The sequence below is a fragment of the Nitrospirillum bahiense genome, assembly GCF_007828025.1.
GTDB classification, from domain to species: domain Bacteria; phylum Pseudomonadota; class Alphaproteobacteria; order Azospirillales; family Azospirillaceae; genus Nitrospirillum; species Nitrospirillum amazonense.
The window spans coordinates 33,633-51,596 of the sequence record NZ_VITO01000013.1 but is presented as its reverse complement, the minus strand read 5'-3'; the positions used below and the strand labels follow the sequence as shown (position 1 = coordinate 51,596).

At 68.0% G+C, this 17,964-nt stretch carries 21 protein-coding genes and 1 tRNA gene; 8 read left to right on the top strand and 14 right to left on the bottom strand.

The window, feature by feature from the left end; translation table 11 throughout:
- Positions 1 to 33: 33 nt before the first annotated feature.
- Positions 34 to 588, bottom strand: a complete 555-nt coding sequence (locus FBZ88_RS18770; protein WP_145618714.1) for a hypothetical protein — start codon at positions 586 to 588, stop codon at positions 34 to 36.
- Between the two features lie 205 nt (positions 589 to 793).
- On the opposite strand from FBZ88_RS18770, the gene murI reads away from it, so the two are divergent.
- Positions 794 to 1,678 (top strand): glutamate racemase, encoded by an 885-nt coding sequence (murI, locus tag FBZ88_RS18765; RefSeq protein WP_145618713.1) that lies wholly within the window; start codon positions 794 to 796, stop codon positions 1,676 to 1,678.
- On the opposite strand, the gene FBZ88_RS18760 is transcribed toward murI, so the two are convergent.
- The 7 genes from FBZ88_RS18760 to FBZ88_RS18730 all read right to left on the bottom strand — a co-directional run bounded on the left by FBZ88_RS18760 (position 1,675) and on the right by FBZ88_RS18730 (position 8,499).
- On the bottom strand, positions 1,675 to 2,379 hold the full coding sequence (locus tag FBZ88_RS18760; RefSeq protein WP_145618712.1) for an RES family NAD+ phosphorylase: 705 nt from the start codon (positions 2,377 to 2,379) through the stop codon (positions 1,675 to 1,677). The genes murI and FBZ88_RS18760 overlap by 4 nt on opposite strands.
- The gene (locus FBZ88_RS18755) at positions 2,351 to 2,737 is read right to left on the bottom strand and encodes an MbcA/ParS/Xre antitoxin family protein (protein WP_088872407.1); all 387 of its coding nucleotides are present in this window, start codon (positions 2,735 to 2,737) and stop codon (positions 2,351 to 2,353) included. Before FBZ88_RS18755 ends, FBZ88_RS18760 begins: the two co-directional genes overlap by 29 nt.
- 82 nt (positions 2,738 to 2,819) lie before the next feature.
- A complete protein-coding gene (gene nadC, locus FBZ88_RS18750) occupies positions 2,820 to 3,680 on the bottom strand; it encodes a carboxylating nicotinate-nucleotide diphosphorylase (protein ID WP_145618711.1) in 861 nt (286 codons plus the stop codon).
- Entirely contained in the window at positions 3,677 to 5,332 is a 1,656-nt protein-coding gene (locus tag FBZ88_RS18745; protein WP_145618710.1) for an L-aspartate oxidase, read from the bottom strand. The genes nadC and FBZ88_RS18745 overlap by 4 nt, the downstream gene beginning before the upstream one ends.
- A 77-nt stretch (positions 5,333 to 5,409) precedes the next feature.
- Positions 5,410 to 6,420, bottom strand: a complete 1,011-nt coding sequence (gene nadA, locus FBZ88_RS18740) for a quinolinate synthase NadA (protein WP_145618709.1) — start codon at positions 6,418 to 6,420, stop codon at positions 5,410 to 5,412.
- A gap of 336 nt (positions 6,421 to 6,756) precedes the next feature.
- Positions 6,757 to 7,947, bottom strand: coding sequence for a class I SAM-dependent rRNA methyltransferase (locus FBZ88_RS18735; RefSeq protein ID WP_145618708.1), 1,191 nt, complete (start codon positions 7,945 to 7,947; stop codon positions 6,757 to 6,759).
- Positions 7,948 to 8,028: 81 nt separating this feature from the next.
- Positions 8,029 to 8,499, bottom strand: coding sequence for a hypothetical protein (locus FBZ88_RS18730; RefSeq protein ID WP_145618707.1), 471 nt, complete (start codon positions 8,497 to 8,499; stop codon positions 8,029 to 8,031).
- Between the two features lie 325 nt (positions 8,500 to 8,824).
- On the opposite strand from FBZ88_RS18730, the gene FBZ88_RS18725 reads away from it, so the two are divergent.
- Positions 8,825 to 9,511 carry a Crp/Fnr family transcriptional regulator gene (locus FBZ88_RS18725; RefSeq protein WP_088872405.1) on the top strand — a complete coding sequence of 229 codons (687 nt, stop codon included), beginning with the start codon at positions 8,825 to 8,827 and terminating at the stop codon, positions 9,509 to 9,511.
- A 140-nt stretch (positions 9,512 to 9,651) separates the two neighbouring features.
- Here FBZ88_RS18725 and FBZ88_RS18720 read toward each other — a convergent pair whose 3' ends face one another.
- A complete protein-coding gene (locus FBZ88_RS18720) occupies positions 9,652 to 10,458 on the bottom strand; it encodes an alpha/beta fold hydrolase (RefSeq protein WP_246138742.1) in 807 nt (268 codons plus the stop codon).
- Positions 10,459 to 10,591: 133 nt separating this feature from the next.
- Between FBZ88_RS18720 and rlmN the strand changes: the two genes are divergently transcribed.
- The 5 genes from rlmN to FBZ88_RS18695 all read left to right on the top strand — a co-directional run bounded on the left by rlmN (position 10,592) and on the right by FBZ88_RS18695 (position 14,453).
- Positions 10,592 to 11,806 carry a dual-specificity RNA methyltransferase RlmN gene (gene rlmN / locus FBZ88_RS18715; protein ID WP_145618705.1) on the top strand — a complete coding sequence of 405 codons (1,215 nt, stop codon included), beginning with the start codon at positions 10,592 to 10,594 and terminating at the stop codon, positions 11,804 to 11,806.
- A gap of 244 nt (positions 11,807 to 12,050) precedes the next feature.
- Positions 12,051 to 12,323 carry a hypothetical protein gene (locus tag FBZ88_RS18710; protein ID WP_145618704.1) on the top strand — a complete coding sequence of 91 codons (273 nt, stop codon included), beginning with the start codon at positions 12,051 to 12,053 and terminating at the stop codon, positions 12,321 to 12,323.
- A gap of 6 nt (positions 12,324 to 12,329) precedes the next feature.
- On the top strand, positions 12,330 to 12,560 hold the full coding sequence (locus FBZ88_RS18705; protein WP_145618703.1) for a hypothetical protein: 231 nt from the start codon (positions 12,330 to 12,332) through the stop codon (positions 12,558 to 12,560).
- 120 nt (positions 12,561 to 12,680) lie between these two features.
- Entirely contained in the window at positions 12,681 to 13,892 is a 1,212-nt protein-coding gene (locus FBZ88_RS18700) for an argininosuccinate synthase (protein WP_145618702.1), read from the top strand.
- 126 nt (positions 13,893 to 14,018) lie between these two features.
- Positions 14,019 to 14,453, top strand: coding sequence for a hypothetical protein (locus FBZ88_RS18695; protein ID WP_145618701.1), 435 nt, complete (start codon positions 14,019 to 14,021; stop codon positions 14,451 to 14,453).
- Positions 14,454 to 14,469: 16 nt separating this feature from the next.
- Here the strand turns inward: FBZ88_RS18695 and FBZ88_RS18690 are convergent, their stop codons facing one another.
- Both FBZ88_RS18690 and FBZ88_RS18685 read right to left on the bottom strand, forming a co-directional pair.
- The gene (locus tag FBZ88_RS18690; RefSeq protein ID WP_246138740.1) at positions 14,470 to 14,790 is read right to left on the bottom strand and encodes a DUF167 domain-containing protein; all 321 of its coding nucleotides are present in this window, start codon (positions 14,788 to 14,790) and stop codon (positions 14,470 to 14,472) included.
- 4 nt (positions 14,791 to 14,794) lie between these two features.
- Entirely contained in the window at positions 14,795 to 15,103 is a 309-nt protein-coding gene (locus FBZ88_RS18685; protein WP_211098507.1) for a YggT family protein, read from the bottom strand.
- 254 nt (positions 15,104 to 15,357) lie between these two features.
- Here FBZ88_RS18685 and FBZ88_RS18680 point away from each other — a divergent pair.
- Positions 15,358 to 15,433, top strand: a tRNA-Ala gene (locus FBZ88_RS18680).
- A 145-nt stretch (positions 15,434 to 15,578) separates the two neighbouring features.
- Here FBZ88_RS18680 and FBZ88_RS18675 read toward each other — a convergent pair.
- The 3 genes from FBZ88_RS18675 to FBZ88_RS18665 form a co-directional block, all read right to left on the bottom strand.
- Positions 15,579 to 16,211 carry an acyloxyacyl hydrolase gene (locus FBZ88_RS18675; RefSeq protein WP_145618700.1) on the bottom strand — a complete coding sequence of 211 codons (633 nt, stop codon included), beginning with the start codon at positions 16,209 to 16,211 and terminating at the stop codon, positions 15,579 to 15,581.
- A 129-nt stretch (positions 16,212 to 16,340) separates the two neighbouring features.
- A complete protein-coding gene (locus tag FBZ88_RS18670) occupies positions 16,341 to 17,030 on the bottom strand; it encodes an ABC transporter permease (RefSeq protein ID WP_145618699.1) in 690 nt (229 codons plus the stop codon).
- Positions 17,027 to 17,737: an ABC transporter permease gene (locus tag FBZ88_RS18665; RefSeq protein WP_145618698.1), complete on the bottom strand. Its 711-nt coding sequence runs from the start codon at positions 17,735 to 17,737 to the stop codon at positions 17,027 to 17,029. The genes FBZ88_RS18670 and FBZ88_RS18665 overlap by 4 nt, the downstream gene beginning before the upstream one ends.
- Positions 17,738 to 17,964 lie beyond the last annotated feature (227 nt).

Here is a 17,964-nt window from a genome sequence, read left to right as displayed (position 1 = left end):
GTGCCGGGCGGCCCTTTTGCTTACACCACGGGCTTACTTGCCAGCGGGCTTGGCCGCCGGCGCCGGGGCGGCGGGTGCCGGCGCGCCACCGGTGCGCGCCTTGTACACATGCAGCTGCTCGTTAAAGCGGGCCGCCAGGATCTGCATGTTGCTGACCACCGCGTCCTGCACGCTGGTCAGCTGCAGGAACTTCGCCACCGTCACCTTATCCGGATGCTGGGCCACCAACTGGTCGACGCAGGAGATGAAGCCCTGGCCGCTGTTGACGTAGGACTGCATCTCTTCATGCGCCTTGCGCATGTCGGCCTCGGGCGCGGTCTTGCCGTCGGGAATGGTCGGCACTTTCTTGGGGAAGGGGCAGGTCCAACCATCGTCGTCATCCGCCTTGGCGCCGGCGGCGGGGGCCGCGGCGGCGGGCGCGGTGGGCTTCGCGGCGGACGGCATGATGGGCGCGGAACCGGCCGTAGGCGCCGCCGGCTTCGCCGCCTGGGCCCAGGCGGGGGTGGAACCGGCGAACGCAAGGGTTGTTGCCGAGGCGAGGACGGGCAGGATCAACAGGGACCGGCGGACGGCGACACGCAGGCTCACGGGCAAGGTTTCCTCAAGACGAAGGGCAAGGGCGCCAGCATAATGGACTGGCGCACTAAGGCATAGCCGACATGCAATGGCAAGCAGGGGGCAAGAAGGGCGGCAACCGGCCGCAACGCCATTGCCGCCGCCCCGGCCGATCGTGCTAAACCGGTGATGACGGGTGCGCCTGCGCACCCCTAGGCGAACGGTGCGGTTGCGAGCGATGATCGGCGTTTTCGATTCAGGCCACGGCGGATTGACGGTGTTGCGCGCCCTGGCCGACCAAATGCCCGACCGCCGTTTCGTCTACCTGGGCGACCACGCCAACGCCCCCTATGGCAACCGCACGCCGGAGGAAATCTACCGCTACACCGTGGCGGGGGTGGAACGCCTGTTCGGCCTGGGCTGCCCCCTGGTCATCCTGGCCTGCAACACTGCCTCGGCCCAGGCCCTGCGCCGCTTGCAGCAGACCTGGCTGCCCGCCGCCTACCCGGACCGCCGGGTGCTGGGCGTGCTGGTGCCGATGGTGGAGGCCATCACCGGCGTGCCGTGGATGGCCGACGTGGCGGCCGGGTCGCGCGCGGGCGAGCCGCGCACCGTCGCCATCTTCGCCACCCATCACACGGTCAGCAGCGGGGCCTACCCCACGGAGATCGCCAAACGCGCGCCGGAGGTGCGGGTGGTGCAGCAGGCCTGCCCCGACCTGGTGCGCCTGATCGAAGCCGACGCCCCGGTTGAGACCATTCGCGCCGCCATCGAGGATTATGCCGGTCAGTTGATGGCCCAATTGGACGGCGTGCCGCCGGACGCGGTCGTGCTGGGCTGCACCCACTATCCCCTGGTGGCAGACCTGTTCGCCCAGGCCCTGCCCCCCGGCGTGGAAATCCTGGACCAGCCCAACCTGACGGTCAGCAGCCTGCGCGCCTATCTGGAACGCCACCCGGAATATGAGCTGCCCAGCCGGGCGAAGGAGCAGGGCGGCGTGGAGGCTTTCCACACCACCGGCCCGGCGGAACCCATCACCCGCCTGGCCAGCCGTTTCTTCGGCGGTGAAGCATGCTTCCACAGCATGGGGCCTGACCCCATCCCGGCCAGCCTTGAAGGTTAGCGAGGGAACTCCAGCTGTATGGCCGGGAATTCGCACCAGATTTGGACCGCCTGCGGGCGGATGAACAGATGCCAGCTGGACAGCCGCTTAGGCTTCCGGTTCTTGAAGCCCTTGGGCGTCAGCAAGGCCACGTTGGCCCCGCCCGCCGGGTCGCGTACCGATTGATAGCGGATGAGCTGGACCCCCGCTTGGCGGGCAGTATCGGCCACATCCTGGCAGGGGGCATAATTAGCCCCGTCCGTCCATAACGCCTCGTCCCGATTCAAGGGAGGAGCCGTCAGGTCCAGCGCCCGGTCCACAGCGCAGGCCACCTCTATGCCCGTCCGTTCCATGGGGCGGGCGGGAAGCTGGGTTCCAGGGGATTCCAGGAAGAACAGCAGGGCGTAGTGCGCCGCTTCCGCCGCCGCAGTTTCCGGCCGTTCGGCGGCGTAGTACACGCCATCAGCCTGATGGGCGCGACGGAAGCGTGAGCCATGGGGATAGGGTGAATAGCGGAAAGGGGTCGCCAGCAGGAAATGCAGCCCGTCGCACTCCGGCGGCATCGGCGGCTTGGTCTCCTCCAGCATGTCCTCCAGCAAGGCTTGGTCGGCCAGCGTGCCCACCAACCGGATGGTGGAAGCACGCGCCTGGTTTTCCACCAGGCGCCACAGATCATGTCCGTAAGGCCGCGCCTCAGACGCGAGCGCGGCGGGCGTCCACATAGCTCACAACCGAGGCCAGGCCGACGATGCTTTGGACGAGGTCAATAGGGCGGCCGCGCAGCGCCAGATTCTCCGTCCGCAACCACGAACGGGAACTGGCATCGTCACCGCCGGTGATGGCATCCAGGCCCCGGAACATACGAATGAACAGCAGGCCCAGTTCGAAGGCCTTGTCCTTGCGCGTCAGCTTGAAGGCGCCCGCGCGCAAGCGACTGACAGAGGCGGGCGACACGCCGATGGTGCGGGCCAGAATGGCGTCCGGCACTTGCAGGATGTCCGCCGCGCGGCACAGCGCCTGGGCAAGCACGGCGCTTTCATGCTCGGGCGAGCGATCCCGCGCACCGTCCAAGTGGGACATCACCACCTCCATAGAAAGATTTTTATTTCAATCTTTCTATGGAAAGATAGGACGGCCGCCGCGAGTGGTCAATGGCTTCCCCTTATAGGCTTTCGAAATCCAGACCGATGTCGAAGTTGGTGACGGAGTGGGTGAGCCAGCCCAGGGAGATCAGGGTCACGCCCGTCTCCGCTACCGCCCGCACCGTCTCCGGCGTGATGCCGCCGGAGGCCTCGGTGATCAGGCGACCGGCCACCATGTCCACCGCCTGGCGCAGGGTGGCCGGGGTCATGTTGTCCAGCAGGACGGCATCCACCGGCAGGGTCAGCAGCTCCTCCAGCTGAGCCAGGGTGTCGACCTCCACCTCGATCTTCACCATGTGACCGACATGGGCGCGGGCGCGCTCCACCGCGGCACGCAGGCCGCCGGCCGCCACCAGGTGGTTGTCCTTGATCAGGACGGCGTCATCGAGGCCGAAGCGGTGGTTGCTGCCACCGCCCACGCGCACGGCGTATTTCTCCAGCGCGCGCAGGCCGGGCGTGGTCTTGCGGGTGCAAACGATATGGGCGCCCGTGCCCTCGATGGCCCGTACCAGTTCCGCCGTCTTGGAGGCGATACCGCAGAGGCGGCCTAGCAGGTTCAGGGCCGTGCGCTCCCCCGACAGGATGGGGCGGGCCGCCCCCTCCACCACCGCCACCGCCTGGCCCGGGGCCACGCGGGCGCCGTCGGCCACCAGGGTACGCACCGACAGGCTGGGGTCCAGCAGGGAGAAGGCGGACAGCGCCGGGGCCAGGCCGGCGATGACGCCGGCGTGGCGGGCCTGGAACAGGGCGCGGGCCTGGGTTTCCACCGGGATGCAGGCGTCGGCCGTGACGTCGCCCGCCCGGCCCAGGTCCTCCAGCAACGCGGCGCGGACCAAGCCTTCGTACATCACGGGATAAAGCGGGGCGACAGGCGTGCTCATGAACGGGTTTCCCGGGTGGTGGCGGGCTCAACCTCGGCCACGCGGCCGAGGTCGGAATAGGTCAGGATCTGGTGATGGCGCCAGGCGTCGCGGGTTTCCGGATGATCCGCCCGGGTATGGGCGCCCCGGCTTTCCTCCCGCCGCTTGGCGGCTTCCACCACCAGGCGGGACAGCAGCAGACGGTTGCGCAGTTCCAGGCCGGCGCGGATGCCGTCATAGTCGCGGGCCGGCACCAGGCGCTCGGCCGCCAGGGTAAGGCCCTGCAGGCGCGCCGCAGCCTCGGCCAAGCCCAGGCCGTCGCGCACCAGGCCCACCTTTTCCGCCATCAGCAGCTGGGCCTCGGCCGCCAAATCGGCGGCGGCGGCCCCGCCGGGCACCACAGGAGCGTCGGGTACCGCCACCGGCTGGGGGGCGGCCGGTTCGGCCATCAGCGCCGCCGCCACGCGGCCGGCGAACACCACCGCCTCCAGCAGCGAGTTGCTGGCCAGGCGGTTGGCGCCGTGGACATGGGTGCAGGCGACCTCACCCGCCGCCCACAATCCTGGGATGGAGGTGCGGCCATCGGCATCCGTCAGCACGCCGCCCATGTGGTAGTGCGCGGCGGGCGCCACGGGTACGGGGGCGGCGGCGGGGTCCAGGCCGGCCTCGGCGCAGATGCCGGCCACGGTGGGGAATTTTTCCGACTTTCCAGCCGCCCATAAGGGCCGCAGGTCCAGGAACACCTTCTCGCCCCGCGCCACGCGGCGGCCGATGGCGCGGGCCACCACGTCGCGGGGCGCCAGTTCGGCATCGGGATGCTCATCGGCCATGAAGGCGTGGCCGCTGGCGTCCAGCACCTTGGCGCCGGCGCCACGCAACGCCTCGGTCAGCAGGGGCCGGCGGCCGGGCGGGCCGGCGACGGCCAGGGCGGTGGGATGGAACTGCACGAATTCCAGGTCGGCCAAATGGGCGCCGGCGCGGGCGGCCAGGGCCATTCCGTCGCCCGTGGCCTCCGGCGGGTTGGTGGTCACGGCCCACAACTGGCCGGTGCCGCCGGTGGCCAACACCACGTGCGGGGCGACGTGCAGCACCCAGCCAGTGCAATCCTCATAGGCCAGAACGCCCTGCACCCGTCGCCCGCGCCCGGTCTCACGCACGACCAGGTCGGCGGCGGCGGCGCGGGTGTGGATGCTGATGCCCGGGGTGGCGCGCACGCGGTCGGCCAGGAAGGTGACCAGGGTGCGGCCGGTGGCGTCGCCCCCGGCATGCAGGATGCGGTGGCGGCCGTGCGCCGCCTCACGCCCCAGCAGGGGCTTGCCATCCGCCCCGCGGTCGGCGGGCAGGCCGGCCTTCAGCAAAGCCGACATCTCGACGATACCGGCCTCGGCCAGCAGGCGGGCCATGCCGGGGTCGGTCAGTCCCGCCCCGGCGGCCACCGTGTCGGCGGCATGGTCGGCGGCGCTGTCGCCGGCGCCCAGCGCCACGGCCACGCCGCCCTGGGCCCACAGGCTGGATCCGCCGGGCAGGTCATCCGTCTTGGTCAGCAGGCGGACCTTACGCCCGGCCTGGGCGAGGGCCAGCGAGGCCGCCATGCCGGCGGTGCCGGACCCGACCACCACGACGTCGCTGTGGACAACCTGCACAGGCGATACCGGATAAGACGCGCCATCCATGGCATCAAGCTCCGTCACCAGGGGAACGGGAAGGAAGGCCGGCCCAATGCCGGCCTAGCAGGAAAAGACGCGGGCGATCAGCGGCCCACGGCCAGCATGCGCTCCACCGCCAGGCGGGCGCGGTCGGCCACGGTGGGATCGATCTCCACCTTGGGTTCCATGGTCCGCAGCGACTCCAGGATGTTGGAGAGGCTGACCCGCTTCATGTGGGGGCACAGGTTGCAGGGGCGGATGAATTCCACGTCCGGATACTCGGTCGCGACGTTGTCGCTCATGGAGCATTCGGTGACCATCAGCACCCGGTTCGGCCGCGCCTCGCCCACATACTCCACCATGCGGGCGGTGCTGCCGACGAAGTCGGCCTCGGCCAGCACCTCGGGCGGGCATTCGGGATGGGCGATGATGGTCAGATCCTTGAAGCGGGTGCGGTAGTCGCGCAGTTCCGCCCCCGTGAAGCGCTCATGCACCTCGCAGTGGCCCTTCCACTTGATGATCTTCTTCTTGGTCTGGGTGGCGACCCAGCTGGCCAGGTATTCGTCGGGCAGGAACAGCACGCTGTCGCTGTCCAGCGATTCCACGATCTCCACCGCGTTGCCGGAGGTGCAGCAGATGTCGCTTTCCGCCTTCACCTCGGCCGAGGTGTTCACATAAGTGACCACCGGCACGCCGGGGTGCGCCTCGCGCAGCAGGCGGATGTCGGCGGCGGTGATGCTGTCGGCCAGCGAGCAGCCGGCGCGCATGTCGGGCATCAGCACCGTCTTGGACGGGTTCAGGATCTTGGCCGTCTCGGCCATGAAGTGCACGCCGGCCATGACGATGACGTCGGCGTCCGTCTGCGCCGCCTTGCGCGCCAGCGCCAGGCTGTCGCCCACGATGTCGGAAACGCAGTGGAAGATTTCCGGCGTCTGGTAGTTGTGCGCCAGGATGACGGCGTTGCGTTCCTTCTTCAGCGTGTTGATGGCGTGCACCAGTGGCGCATGGAAGGGCCACTCCACCTCCGGGATCACCTTGGCCACCCGCTCATACAGGGGGCGGGTCGCGGCGGCGACGGCGGGGGTGTATTCGAGATCGAGCTCGGCAACGGACATCGGGACACCTGGCAAGCGAACGCGCCCACGAACGACATCGGCCGGCATGGCCGGCCCCCGCGGCGCGACAAGCGGGGGCGTCTTCCCTGTAATCTCACCCTTATGCTCTATTTGAGCATTAGGGTGACTAATGCTCGCTCGGAGCATAAGGGGTGTCAAGCCCGCTTTAAGGGCTCATTCATGTAACTGTCACAGGGGTGCCCCGGGTCCACCGCATCGCTGCACCTGCGAGGAACAAGACCTCAAAAATGGAAAAAGCGGCTGAAACCAGCCGCTTATCCATCAACATTCCTGCCGCGCCCACACGCCGGGCGCCCACTAAAACGAAGCGCTGACTTAATCCAGGGCGAACACTTCCGCCTTGAGGTAGGCGCTTTCCGGCAGCAGGGGGTGCACCGGATGGTCCGGGCCGGCACCGGAAAAGCGCAGGATGCGTCCCTGGCGGCGGGCATCGCCCAGGCCCTTGGCCACCAGCTCGGCAAACAGCTCGGGCGGCATGTTGTGGCTGCAGCTCGCCACCAGCAGGATGCCCCCGGGGGCGGTGATCTGGGCGCCCAGCTTGGCCAGCTTGCGATAAGCGCGGCTGCCGTTGGCCAAGTCCTTCTTGGACTTCACGAAGGCCGGCGGATCGCAAATCACCACCTCGAAGGTTTCGCCGGCCTCGGCCAGGCGCTCCAGCTCGGCGAAGGCGTCGGCCTTGCGCAGTTCCACCGTGTCGGCGACGCCGTTGGCCGCCGCCGCCTTGCCCGCCAGTTCCAGGGCGCCGGCCGAGCGGTCGACCAGCACGGTGCGCGCGGCACCACGCGTGGCGGCCAGCACGCCGAACCCGCCGCAATAGCTATAGAAGTCGATGACCGAGCGGCCCTGCGCCAAGCTGGCGACAAAGGCGCGGTGGTCGCGCTGGTCATAGAACCAGCCCGTCTTCTGACCGCCCGCCGGGTCGGCGAAGAAGGTGGCGCCGTTTTCTTCCACCTTGATGGGGCCATCGACCGCGCCCACGGCCACGCGCACCTCTTCTTCCACACCCTCCAGGGTGCGGGCGGCGCTGTCGTTGCGCAGGATGACGGAAGCGCCGGGGAACACCGCGGCAAGGCCGTCCAGGATCTGGGGCAGCAGGCGGTCCATGCCGGCGGAGTTGGCCTGCACCACCAGCACGTCGCCATAGCGGTCGACGATCAGCGCCGGCAGGCCGTCGGCCTCCGCGTGCACCAGTCGATAGTAGGGCCGCCCGATCATCCGATCGCGCAGCGCCGCCGCCGTGCGGAAACGCTCGGCGAAAAAGCCGGCGTCGATGGTCACCGACAGGTCGCGGGTCAGCACACGCGCCGCGATCAGGGTGTGGGGGTTGAAGGTGGCGATGCCCAGCACGCCGCCGCCGGCGTCGGCCAGCCGCACCAGTCCGCCCTTGGGCAGGGCCTTGGCGGCGGCGTCCATCTGGATCTCGTTGGAATAGGCCCAGGGGTGGCCACCGGCCACGCGCTTGTGCCGGCCCGCCTGGAACAGCAGGGTGGGAAGCTTTTCAGTCATGGGGCGGAGCATAGCGTGCGGCCCCGAAGGCACAACGGCAAAGGGCGCAAGGGATCCCGTCGCCGGAAACGCATCTCGCCATCAGGCCGGCGCGGCCACGGGCTCGGCCAGCAGGTGCTTGCACAGGCGGCGCCCCTCGGGCAGATGGCCCAGGGCGCGGAAGCGCGCCAGCGACGGATGGGCTTTCGCCTGGCTGTCCGGCAGGGTGATGTGGATGGCGTCGCAGCCATACCGCCGGGCGATCCGATCCATTTCCGCCAGCAGGGCGTCCCCCGCCCCTTCCGGATCGAAAAGGTCCAGCGCCACGAACACGTCCACCTGCAATCCCAGGCGATGGCCCAGGTCTGGCAGCAGCAGGTATGAGAACAGGCCATGCATGTAGCGGTGGTCCAGTTGCACCGTGACGATGCCGCCGCGGCTGCCGGGCGCCAGCAGGGCCTGGGCATGGTCGCGCCAGCGCTCCACCGTCAAGTCCGGATAGAACGGGCGCATCAGCGCGTAAGCCTGATCGATCTGTCGGGCGTCCAGCGGACGGGTCACGAAGGTGGGCATGAAGGCGCAAATCCGAGACTGAGGGATAGCCATCCTGATGCCAGGATCCGAACCGTCGCCATGACATGGATCAAAGAATAAACGCGGGGATGGAGTAAGCCAGTCATCGCCATGTCTAGGCTTTTCCTCAGTCGTTTCCTGGCTATATGCTGATCCCGCGGCACTGATTGGGGAACGAAAGACCGGCCGCATCCCTCCGACCGCGATCCGCGCGGGCTCCGGGGGTGACGGCTGACAGCGGAGTGCGGCGATGACCCACATCGATTTTGCCTATCCCAGGGATTCGAATACCCAAACCAACGGGAAGACCGACCCGGCGGGCGAAATCCACCCCTGCAGCGCCTGCACCGTCCGTACCCTGACCGTCTGCGCCGCCCTGGAGGCGGAGGAACTGCGCCGCCTGGCCGAGATCCTGCAGACCACCCGTTTCGACGCCGGCCACACCGTGTTCGGCGAGGGCGACCCGGCGGAAACGCTGTACAACGTCACCTCCGGCACGGTGAAGGTCTACAAGCTGCTGCCCGACGGGCGGCGGCAGATCACCGGCTTCCTGCTGCCGGGCGACTTCTTCGGCCTGTCGGTCAACGACAGCTACGCCTACACCGCCGAGACGGTGACGCCCGTGTCGCTGTGCCGGTTCCCCCGGCGCCGCATGGAGGCGCTGCTGGATGAATTCCCCAAGATGCAGCGCCGTCTGTTCTCCATGGCGTCGAACGAGCTGGCGGCGGCGCAGGACCAGATGCTGCTGCTGGGCCGCAAGACGGCCAAGGAGAAGATCTGCTCCTTCCTGCTGCTGCTGTCACAGCGGGCCAGCCGGCGCGGCCACAAGACCAACCCGGTGCACGTCCCCATGAGCCGCGCCGATATCGCCGACTATCTGGGTCTGACCACAGAAACCGTCAGCCGCACCTTCACCCAGCTGAAGACCAGCCGGGTCATCAGCCTGCTGGAAGGCAACAAGGTGCAAATCCAGGACATGGACGACCTGCTGGATCTGGCCGAGGGGGCTTAGTTTTATATTTTCCCCTCAGGCGGCGGGCGGCCACATCCGTGGCCTTGCCTTGTCCTCGATTTCCAGTCCACTGCGTTCCCCGGAAATCTCCGGCGCCCGCCGTCGCGGGCTAATGGAAATGGAATATATATGTGTGGGGCTTAAACCCCGCGCGCGAACGCCGCCACGTCGGCGTCGAAGCGCCGGGGCGTTTCCATGAACGGGGCGTGCCCGACGCCGTCGTATAGATGCACCAGCGCCTGCGGCAGGGTTTCCGCCAGCCAGTCGGCCATGGTGGGCAGGATCACCGGATCCGCCCGGCCATGGACCACAAGGGCTGGACGGTCGAACGCCGCCAGGGCGGCGCCATCCATCTGGCGGCGCATCATCGCCCGTCGCGCCGCCAGCGGTACCGACAGGGTATCGGCCACCGCCGCATCTGCCTCATTCCGCTCACCAAGCGCCTCAGCCAGCGCGCGGGCACCGGCCTCTTGTGCTGCCAGGTCGTCGGAGAGGATGGGCGGGAAATGGGCCTTGGCGGCGGGCCCCAGATAAGGGGCGGCCGCCTTGCCCAAGCGCGGGCAGGCCCCGGCGAAAACCGCGCCGGCGATCCCCTCCGTCCCATACGCCGCCACATGGTCGGCCAGCACGGCACCGCCGTAGGACCAGCCCACCAGGATCACATCCGCCAAGCCCAGGGCGTGGCGTACAGCCATGACATCGCCGCCCCAGTGGGGGCCGTCGCCGTAGGCGGCCGGATCCTGTGGCCGGTCGGACCGGCCATGCCCCCGCAGGTCCAGCGCCAGGAGGCGGAACTCCGCTGCCAGGGAACCGTCGAACTGGGCGCGGAAGGCGCGATGGCTCTGGCCGAAACCATGCAGGAACAGAATGGGCCTGCCCCCGGGCACGCCGCCCTCCGCCACCGCCAGCAGGGTCCCGTCCACCGCCGTCACCTGATGCAGGATCATGGCCTTTGCCTCCCAGATCTTATGTTCCCCACCCGCGATAGCGGCGTCTGACCCCGCACGCAACCCCGCCCCGCGCATTTTTCCCGAGTCCCCCCTTTGACTCGGGGGCCGATCTGCCCCATCTATCGCCGCCATGGGCGTGGAAAATCACATGAAGGAATTCGCCCCGCCGCCTCCTCGGGCGGACGGGCGGGTGAACCTGGTCGGCCTCTCGCGGGACGATCTGGAAGCTGAGGTCGCGAAGGCCGGGCTGGAGCGCTTTCGCGCGCGCCAGCTGTGGCACTGGATCTATCATCGCGGCGCCACCGATTTCGCGGTGATGAGCACGCTGGCCAAGCCGGTGCGCGAGAAGCTGGCCGACCTTTACGTCATCGACCGGCCCACGGCGGTGAAGGACCTGAAGAGCGAGGACGGCACGCGCAAGTGGCTGGCCCGCATGCCCGACGGCCAGGAGATCGAGACCGTCCACATCCCTGAGGAAGACCGCGGCACGCTCTGTGTCTCCTCCCAGGTGGGCTGCACCCTGACCTGCCGCTTCTGCCACACCGGCACCCAGCGCCTGGTGCGCAACCTGGACGCCACCGAGATCGTGGGCCAGGTCATGCTGGCGCGCGACCACCTGGACGAATGGCCGGCCCCGCCCGACGGGCGCATGCTGAGCAACATCGTCATGATGGGCATGGGCGAGCCGCTGTTCAATTACGCCAACGTCGCCAAGGCGCTGAAGATCGTCATGGATGGCGAGGGCATCGCCATTTCCAAGCGGCGCATCACCCTGTCCACCTCCGGCGTCGTGCCCATGATGCGCCAGTGCGGTGATGAGCTGGGCGTGAACCTGGCCGTCAGCCTGCACGCCGTGAATGATGAGCTGCGCGACCGCATCGTGCCGCTGAACCGCAAGTACCCCATCAAGGAACTGATGCAGGCCTGCCGGGACTATCCGGGCCTCAGCAACGCGCGCCGCATCACCTTCGAATACGTCATGCTGAAGGGCGTGAACGACAGCCTGGCCGACGCGCGCGAGCTGGTGCGCCTGCTGCGCGGCATCCCGGCCAAGATCAACCTGATCCCCTTCAACTATTGGCCGGGCGCACCGTTCGAGTGCTCGACCGACGAGCAGATCACCAAGTTCGCGAACTTCGTGAACAACGCCGGCTACGCCTCGCCCGTGCGCACTCCGCGCGGCCGCGACATCCTGGCCGCCTGCGGCCAGCTGAAGAGCGAGAGCACCAAGCCCACCGCCCAGGCTCGCATCGCGGCGCTGGAGGCGCACAAGGCCCTGCAGGCCGAGTACGCCGCCCAAGTGGCGGAAAAGGAAGCCGTGCTGGCCGCGACGGGGACTCTTTAAGGGTTCCCAAACGCCGGGCGCGGCCATCCGGCCGCTTGGCTCATCCTCCCTTTTCAGTCCGCTGCCGCTTCCCGAAAAGGTCCGGCCACCGCAGTCGCGGTCTACAGCGCATGAAGGGTCATGCCGCTGGTGCGCTTTCCATCCCGGCGCCTGAGCCATCTCAAGGCGGGGCTGACGCCAGCCCTGTAATCCCTGCCGCGCTTTGCTATCATCCGGTCCATAAGGACCGTGGGGGACGCGCGCTTTGGATCTGGGTACCGATCTCGTCAACAGCCTGATGATCCACCTCGGCATCACGGCCCTGCTGCTGTGGCCGGCCCATCGGCTGGTCATCCGCGCCGGCCTGCCCCGCCGCTGGCCCCTGTGGCTGGCTCTGCCGCTGCTGGGCCCCGTCATCTTCCTGGTGCTGCTGGCCAGGACGCCCTGGCCCGTCCTGCCCGCCCGCCCACCCAAGATGCACCCGCGCGAACGCCTGAAGCGCGAGCGGGCGGCCGCCCAGGCCGCCGCGTCGGAGTAAGCGCCCATGCTGCCGCTCGCCTACGCCCCCGCCCTCGGCCTGCTGCTGCCCAACTGGGCCGCCCTGCTGATCGTCGTCATCCTGGCCACCATCGCCGTCTGTGCCGCCGGCCTGGTGCTGGCCAAGGTGGGCCGCAACCCCTACTGGGCGCTGCTGCTGTACTTCCCCATCCTGGGCGTGCCCGCGCTTTGGTACCTGGCCTATACGCGCTGGCCTCGGCAGAGGGGAAATGGCTAAGCCCCCACGCCCATGAAGGCTGGGGATGCGGTCGCGGCAGGCGCACTAATCTTGCCAGGCGGGCGGCCGGGGGATAACGTCCGGACGCATTCCACCCTGACCTTTAGCGGGCGTACAGTCATGAGCGTCAAGAAAGTTGTCCTCGCCTACTCCGGCGGTCTCGACACCTCCGTCATCCTGAAATACCTGCAGGAGACGTATAAGTGCGAGATCGTGACCTTCACCGCCGACCTGGGCCAGGGTGAAGAGCTGGAGCCCGCCCGCAAGAAGGCCGAGCTGCTGGGCGTGAAGCCCGAGAACATCTACATCGACGACCTGCGTGACGAGTTCGTGCGCGACTTCGTGTTCCCCATGTTCCGGGCCAACACGCTGTATGAGGGCGTCTACCTGCTGGGCACCTCCATCGCCCGGCCGCTGATCGCCAAGCGCCAGATCGAGATCGCCAAGGCCGTCGGCGCCGACGCCGTGGCCCACGGCGCCACCGGCAAGGGCAACGACCAGGTGCGGTTCGAGCTGGGCTATTACGCCCTGAAGCCGGACATCAAGGTCATCGCCCCCTGGCGCGAATGGACCCTGAACAGCCGCACCGCCCTGCTGGAGTTCGCCGAGAAGCACCAGATTCCGATCGCCAAGGACAAGCGCGGTGAGGCGCCGTACAGCACGGACGCCAACCTGCTGCACATCTCCTACGAGGGCAAGGCGCTGGAGAACCCGTGGGAAGAGCCCGACGAGGACATGTACACCCGCACCGTCGCCCCGGAAAAGGCGCCGGACACCCCCACCTATGTCGAGATCGAGTTCGAGGGCGGCGACCCGGTGGCCGTAGACGGCCAGAAGCTGGGCCCGGCGGCCCTGCTGACCCGCCTGAACGAACTGGCCGGCGCCAACGGCATCGGCCGCCTGGACCTGGTGGAGAACCGCTATGTCGGCATGAAGAGCCGCGGCGTGTACGAGACCCCCGGCGGCACCCTGCTGTCGGTGGCCCACCGCGCCATCGAGAGCCTGACGCTGGACCGCGGCGCCATGCACCTGAAGGACGAGGTCATGCCGCGCTATGCCGAGCTGATCTACAACGGCTTCTGGTTCAGCCCGGAGCGTGAGGCCCTGCAGGCCCTGATCGACCAGACGCAGAAGCGCGTCACCGGTGTCGTGCGCCTGAAGCTGTACAAGGGCTCCGCCCGCGTGGTCGGTCGCCAGAGCCCGAACTCGCTGTACCGCCTGGACTACGTCACCTTCGAGGCCGACAGCGTCTACAACCAGAAGGACGCCGAAGGCTTCATCAAGCTGAACGCCCTGCGCCTGCGCCTGGGCGCCATGGCCGGCAAGCAGTAAGCCCTACCGCTCCAAGGAAGCCCCGTTCGGGAAACCGGGCGGGGCTTTTTTGTTGGGCGCTGTCCGAGCGTCCGGCATCAGCATATCCTTCTCATCCCCTGAGCCAGACATAAGAGGCTTTCCGTCATGACGGACCGGACCCTGTCGCCATCGGACATAACCCCGGTGTCCCCACCCGGGCCGCACAGCGCGGATGACCAGCCAACGGACGCCCCTGTCCGAAACGCCTACGCTTATGCCATAGCGGCCCTTCCTCCGATTGCCGCACTGATCGAGTACGCCCTTCTCCAGATTCACAGCGCACCGCGCCATGATGCCGAGATGGTCGGCAGCGTTATTGCGGGCATCGCGTATTTGGTAATGGCTGGACTGGACAGGGGAGCCATCCGTCCAGCGTTAAACCGGTTGGGCCGGGACTTCTCTTTCTTCTGGGTGCTTTTCATACCCGCCTATCTGTGGCAGCGAACTACCTGCCTAAACCAGTCGCGCCGGATATTCTGGATCTGGTGGCTTGGTTTCGGCATCAGCGTGGTACTGGACGCACTGCTGAATAATAGCTAAGGGCCGCGATTGGCCTCTAATCCCTGGCCGTCGCGCGCACCACCGCTAGCAGCGCCTCCGCCTCGCCCGCCACCTCCACGACCTTGCTGCGGTCGGTCTGGCCGGCGACGATGGTCAGGCTGGATTTGGGCACGCGCCAGGTCTTGGACAGCAGCTTCAGCACGGCCTCGTTGGCCTTGCCGTCCTCGGGCACGGTCGTGACGGCCACCTTCAGCAGCTGGCGGCCCTCCGGCCCCTCCATGAGGCCCTGGATGGCGGTGCGGGAGGCGCGGGGGGTGACGCGCAAGTACACGCGCACCCCGTCCGGCACCCCCTCGACGAAAGGCTTCGCATCCACCGCCTTAGCGGAACATCAGGGAACTGAACATGTAGTTCTGGATCAGCCGTTCCAGCGCCCAGATGATCAGCATCAGCACGATGAAGGAGATGTCCACGCCACCCAGGTTGGGCACGACGTTGCGGATGGGACGCAGCAGCGGTTCCGTCAGGCGGTAGGTGATGTCCATCAGGGTGGCGACGAAGCGGTTGCGGGTGTTGATCACCCCGAAGAACACCAGCCAGCTCAGGATGGCGCTGATCATCAGCACCCACCAGGCCAGGTTCAGAACCACGAGCAGCAGTTCCAGGATGGTGCGGATCAAAGGATCCATAGCAGGTCCGTCCCCAATGGTTTCAACGGCATGGGCGCCACCCTACGGGCGGGGCGCCCCCTTGTCCAGCGCGGGCCCGCACTGGACAGGGGCGCCGACGCCGAAGCGGCCCCACCACCGGAAGCACCCCGGCCCCCGCATGCCCAGCATTCCGTTCTTTTCGCGGAATGGCCGCTTGACATGCCCGGTCGCCCTGAGCATTATCCCGCCCACTTCAGGCGCCCGGGACTATGCCCGCCGCCGGATTTGAGTGTGGGGCCGTAGCTCAGCTGGGAGAGCGACGCGTTCGCAATGCGTAGGTCGGGAGTTCGATCCTCCTCGGCTCCACCAAATCCCCCCCTTCCAAGACATTAATGACGAGATGTTGGGCGGACCGGCCGGCGCCGGCCTCTTGCCGCGCCTTGAAGCATCCCAAAGGGAAGCGGCGCGGAAGTGCCCCTTCCGCGCCGCACCCCTCACCACCCATTGATCAGGATCAGAGGGCGAAGCTGTAGTAGGCCACCAGATTGTTGGCGCCAGGGTTGACCGTGCGGGTGCGCGGGGTGCCGGGGATGGTGACGGTCTTGCCCAGCTCGGCGTTGGAGATGTGGCTGAGGGCGATGGAGAAGCGATCGCCGTTGCCGAAGCGGTAGCCAGTCTCGATCTGGGTGCGGAATTCCAGGGGGTAGCCCATGTCCTTGCCGTCGCCATGGGCGTAATAGCCGGCGGCGGCGCTGGGGGTGATGAAGAAGGGACCCCAGGTGAAGTCGGCCTGCAGGCCGCCATAGCCGTAGAAGCTGCCCTTGAAGGTCTGGATCACGCCCACCAGCGGCTTGATGGCGAACCAGTCCTCCACCTTCACCAGCGACCAGCCGAAGCGGTATTCGGCGGTGACGAACTGGGTCCGGTCGTGGGGGGTGTCGGCGTCCACCTGGAAGAAAGCGGGCGGGTCGATCCAGGACTGGTCATAGATGCCGACGCCCAGGGCCAGCAGGTCGGGATCCCGGTCGGCGGCCAGGGCCGGGGCGGCGATACCCGCCAAGGCGCTGGTCAATATGGACGTGGCCAACAGGGAAGTGGCGGCGCGCAAACCACGGCCGCGCAGGGCCTTGCGATGAGTCTTCGTCATGATCCTGCTTGGGAGAGTAAAGGCGGAGAGGTTTCCGCCTTTATGCAGAGCAATCCCGCGCCAACTCAAGGGGAAATGGACAACATTGCCCAAGGTGCGACGGCATAGACCTGACGCTTCGCGTTCCTATTACCTTTTTACCGGGGTCAGCCGCCGCTCCGCCAATTGAACGCCCCGGGTGATGAGGAAACTCATCCCGAGGTAGACGGCGCCGGCCAGGCAGAACACCTCGATGGGCTGGAAGGTGCGGGCGGCGATGGCCTTGGCCACACCCGTCAGTTCCATCAGCGTGATGGTGCTGGCGAGCGCGCTGCCCTGCAGCATCAGGATGATCTCATTGCCGTAGGCCGGCAGCGCCAAGCGGAAGGCCTGGGGCAGGATGATGCGGCGGAACAGCAGGCCGCCTCCCATGCCGCAGGCGCGCGCCGCCTCCACCTGGCCATGGGGCACGGCCTCGATGCCGCCGCGCATGATCTCCGCCGTGTAGGCGCCGGTGTTCAGCACGAAGGCGATGATGGCGCACCAGTACGGTTCCCGCAGCAGGGGCCACAGCACGCTCTGGCGCACCGCGTCGAACTGGCCCAGGCCGTAATAGATCAGGAAGATCTGCACCAGCAGGGGGGTGGAGCGGAAGACGTGGATGTAGCCGCGCGCCACCCACGACAGGGGCGCCATGTGCGACAGGCGCATCACGGCCACCAGCGTGGCCAGCACCAGCCCCACCAGCAGCGACAGGGCCACCAGTTGCACTGTCAGCCAGGTGCCGGTGACGAACTGGGGCAGGGCCGCCATCAGGGCGGTGACGAGGGGGGAGTTCATCGGGCGGCCCTCCGCACGCCACGCCCGGCCCACCCCTCCGCCCGGGCGAACAGGCGGCCGGACAAGCCGGCCAAGGCCAGATACAGCAGGCCGGCGGTGGTGAAGAACAGGAAGGGCTGGCGGGTGGCGCCCTGGGCCAGATAGGCCACGCGCATCAGTTCCACCAGAGCCACCACGGAAACCAGCGAGGTGTCCTTCAGGGTCAGCTGCCAGACGTTGCCCAGGCCGGGCAGGGCATAGCGCAGGGTCTGGGGCAGCATGACGCGGCGGAAGGTCAGCCAGCGGTTCATGCCCAAGGCCTTGGCGGCCTCGACCTGGCCATGGGGCACCGCCAGGGCGCCACCGCGCAGCACCTCGGCGGAATAGGCGCCGGACACCGTCCCCACCGCCAGGATACCCACGGGCAAGGCCGACAGTTCCACCGGCCCGTTGAAGCCCAGCAGGCTGACGACCCAGGTGGCCGCGCTGTTGCCGCCGAAGAACAGCAGGTAGATGACCAGCAATGAGGGCACACCGCGCACGATGGTGGTGTAGACATCCGCCGCGACCCGGCCACCCCGATGGCCGGACAGCTTCAAGGCCGCCGCCGCTCCGCCCAGGGCCAGGCCCCACAGATAGGCCGACACCGCCACCAGCAGGGTCATCCCCATGCCCTGCAGCAGTTGCAAGCCCCAGCCCCGCGCACCGAAACCCAATAGGTCGATCATTACCTTGCCAATTCCTCAGACGCCGGCGGGCCATCCGGCCCTTGGCTGGTCCTCGATTTCCAGTCCACTGCGTTCCCCGGAAATCTCCGGCGGCCCCGGTCGGGGCCTAGTCGCTACGCTTGCCTCTCATGCCTCAGACGCCGGCGGGCCATCCGGCCCTTGGCTGGTCCTCGATTTCCAGTCCACTGCGTTCCCCGGAAATCTCCGGCGGCCCCGGTCGGGGCCTA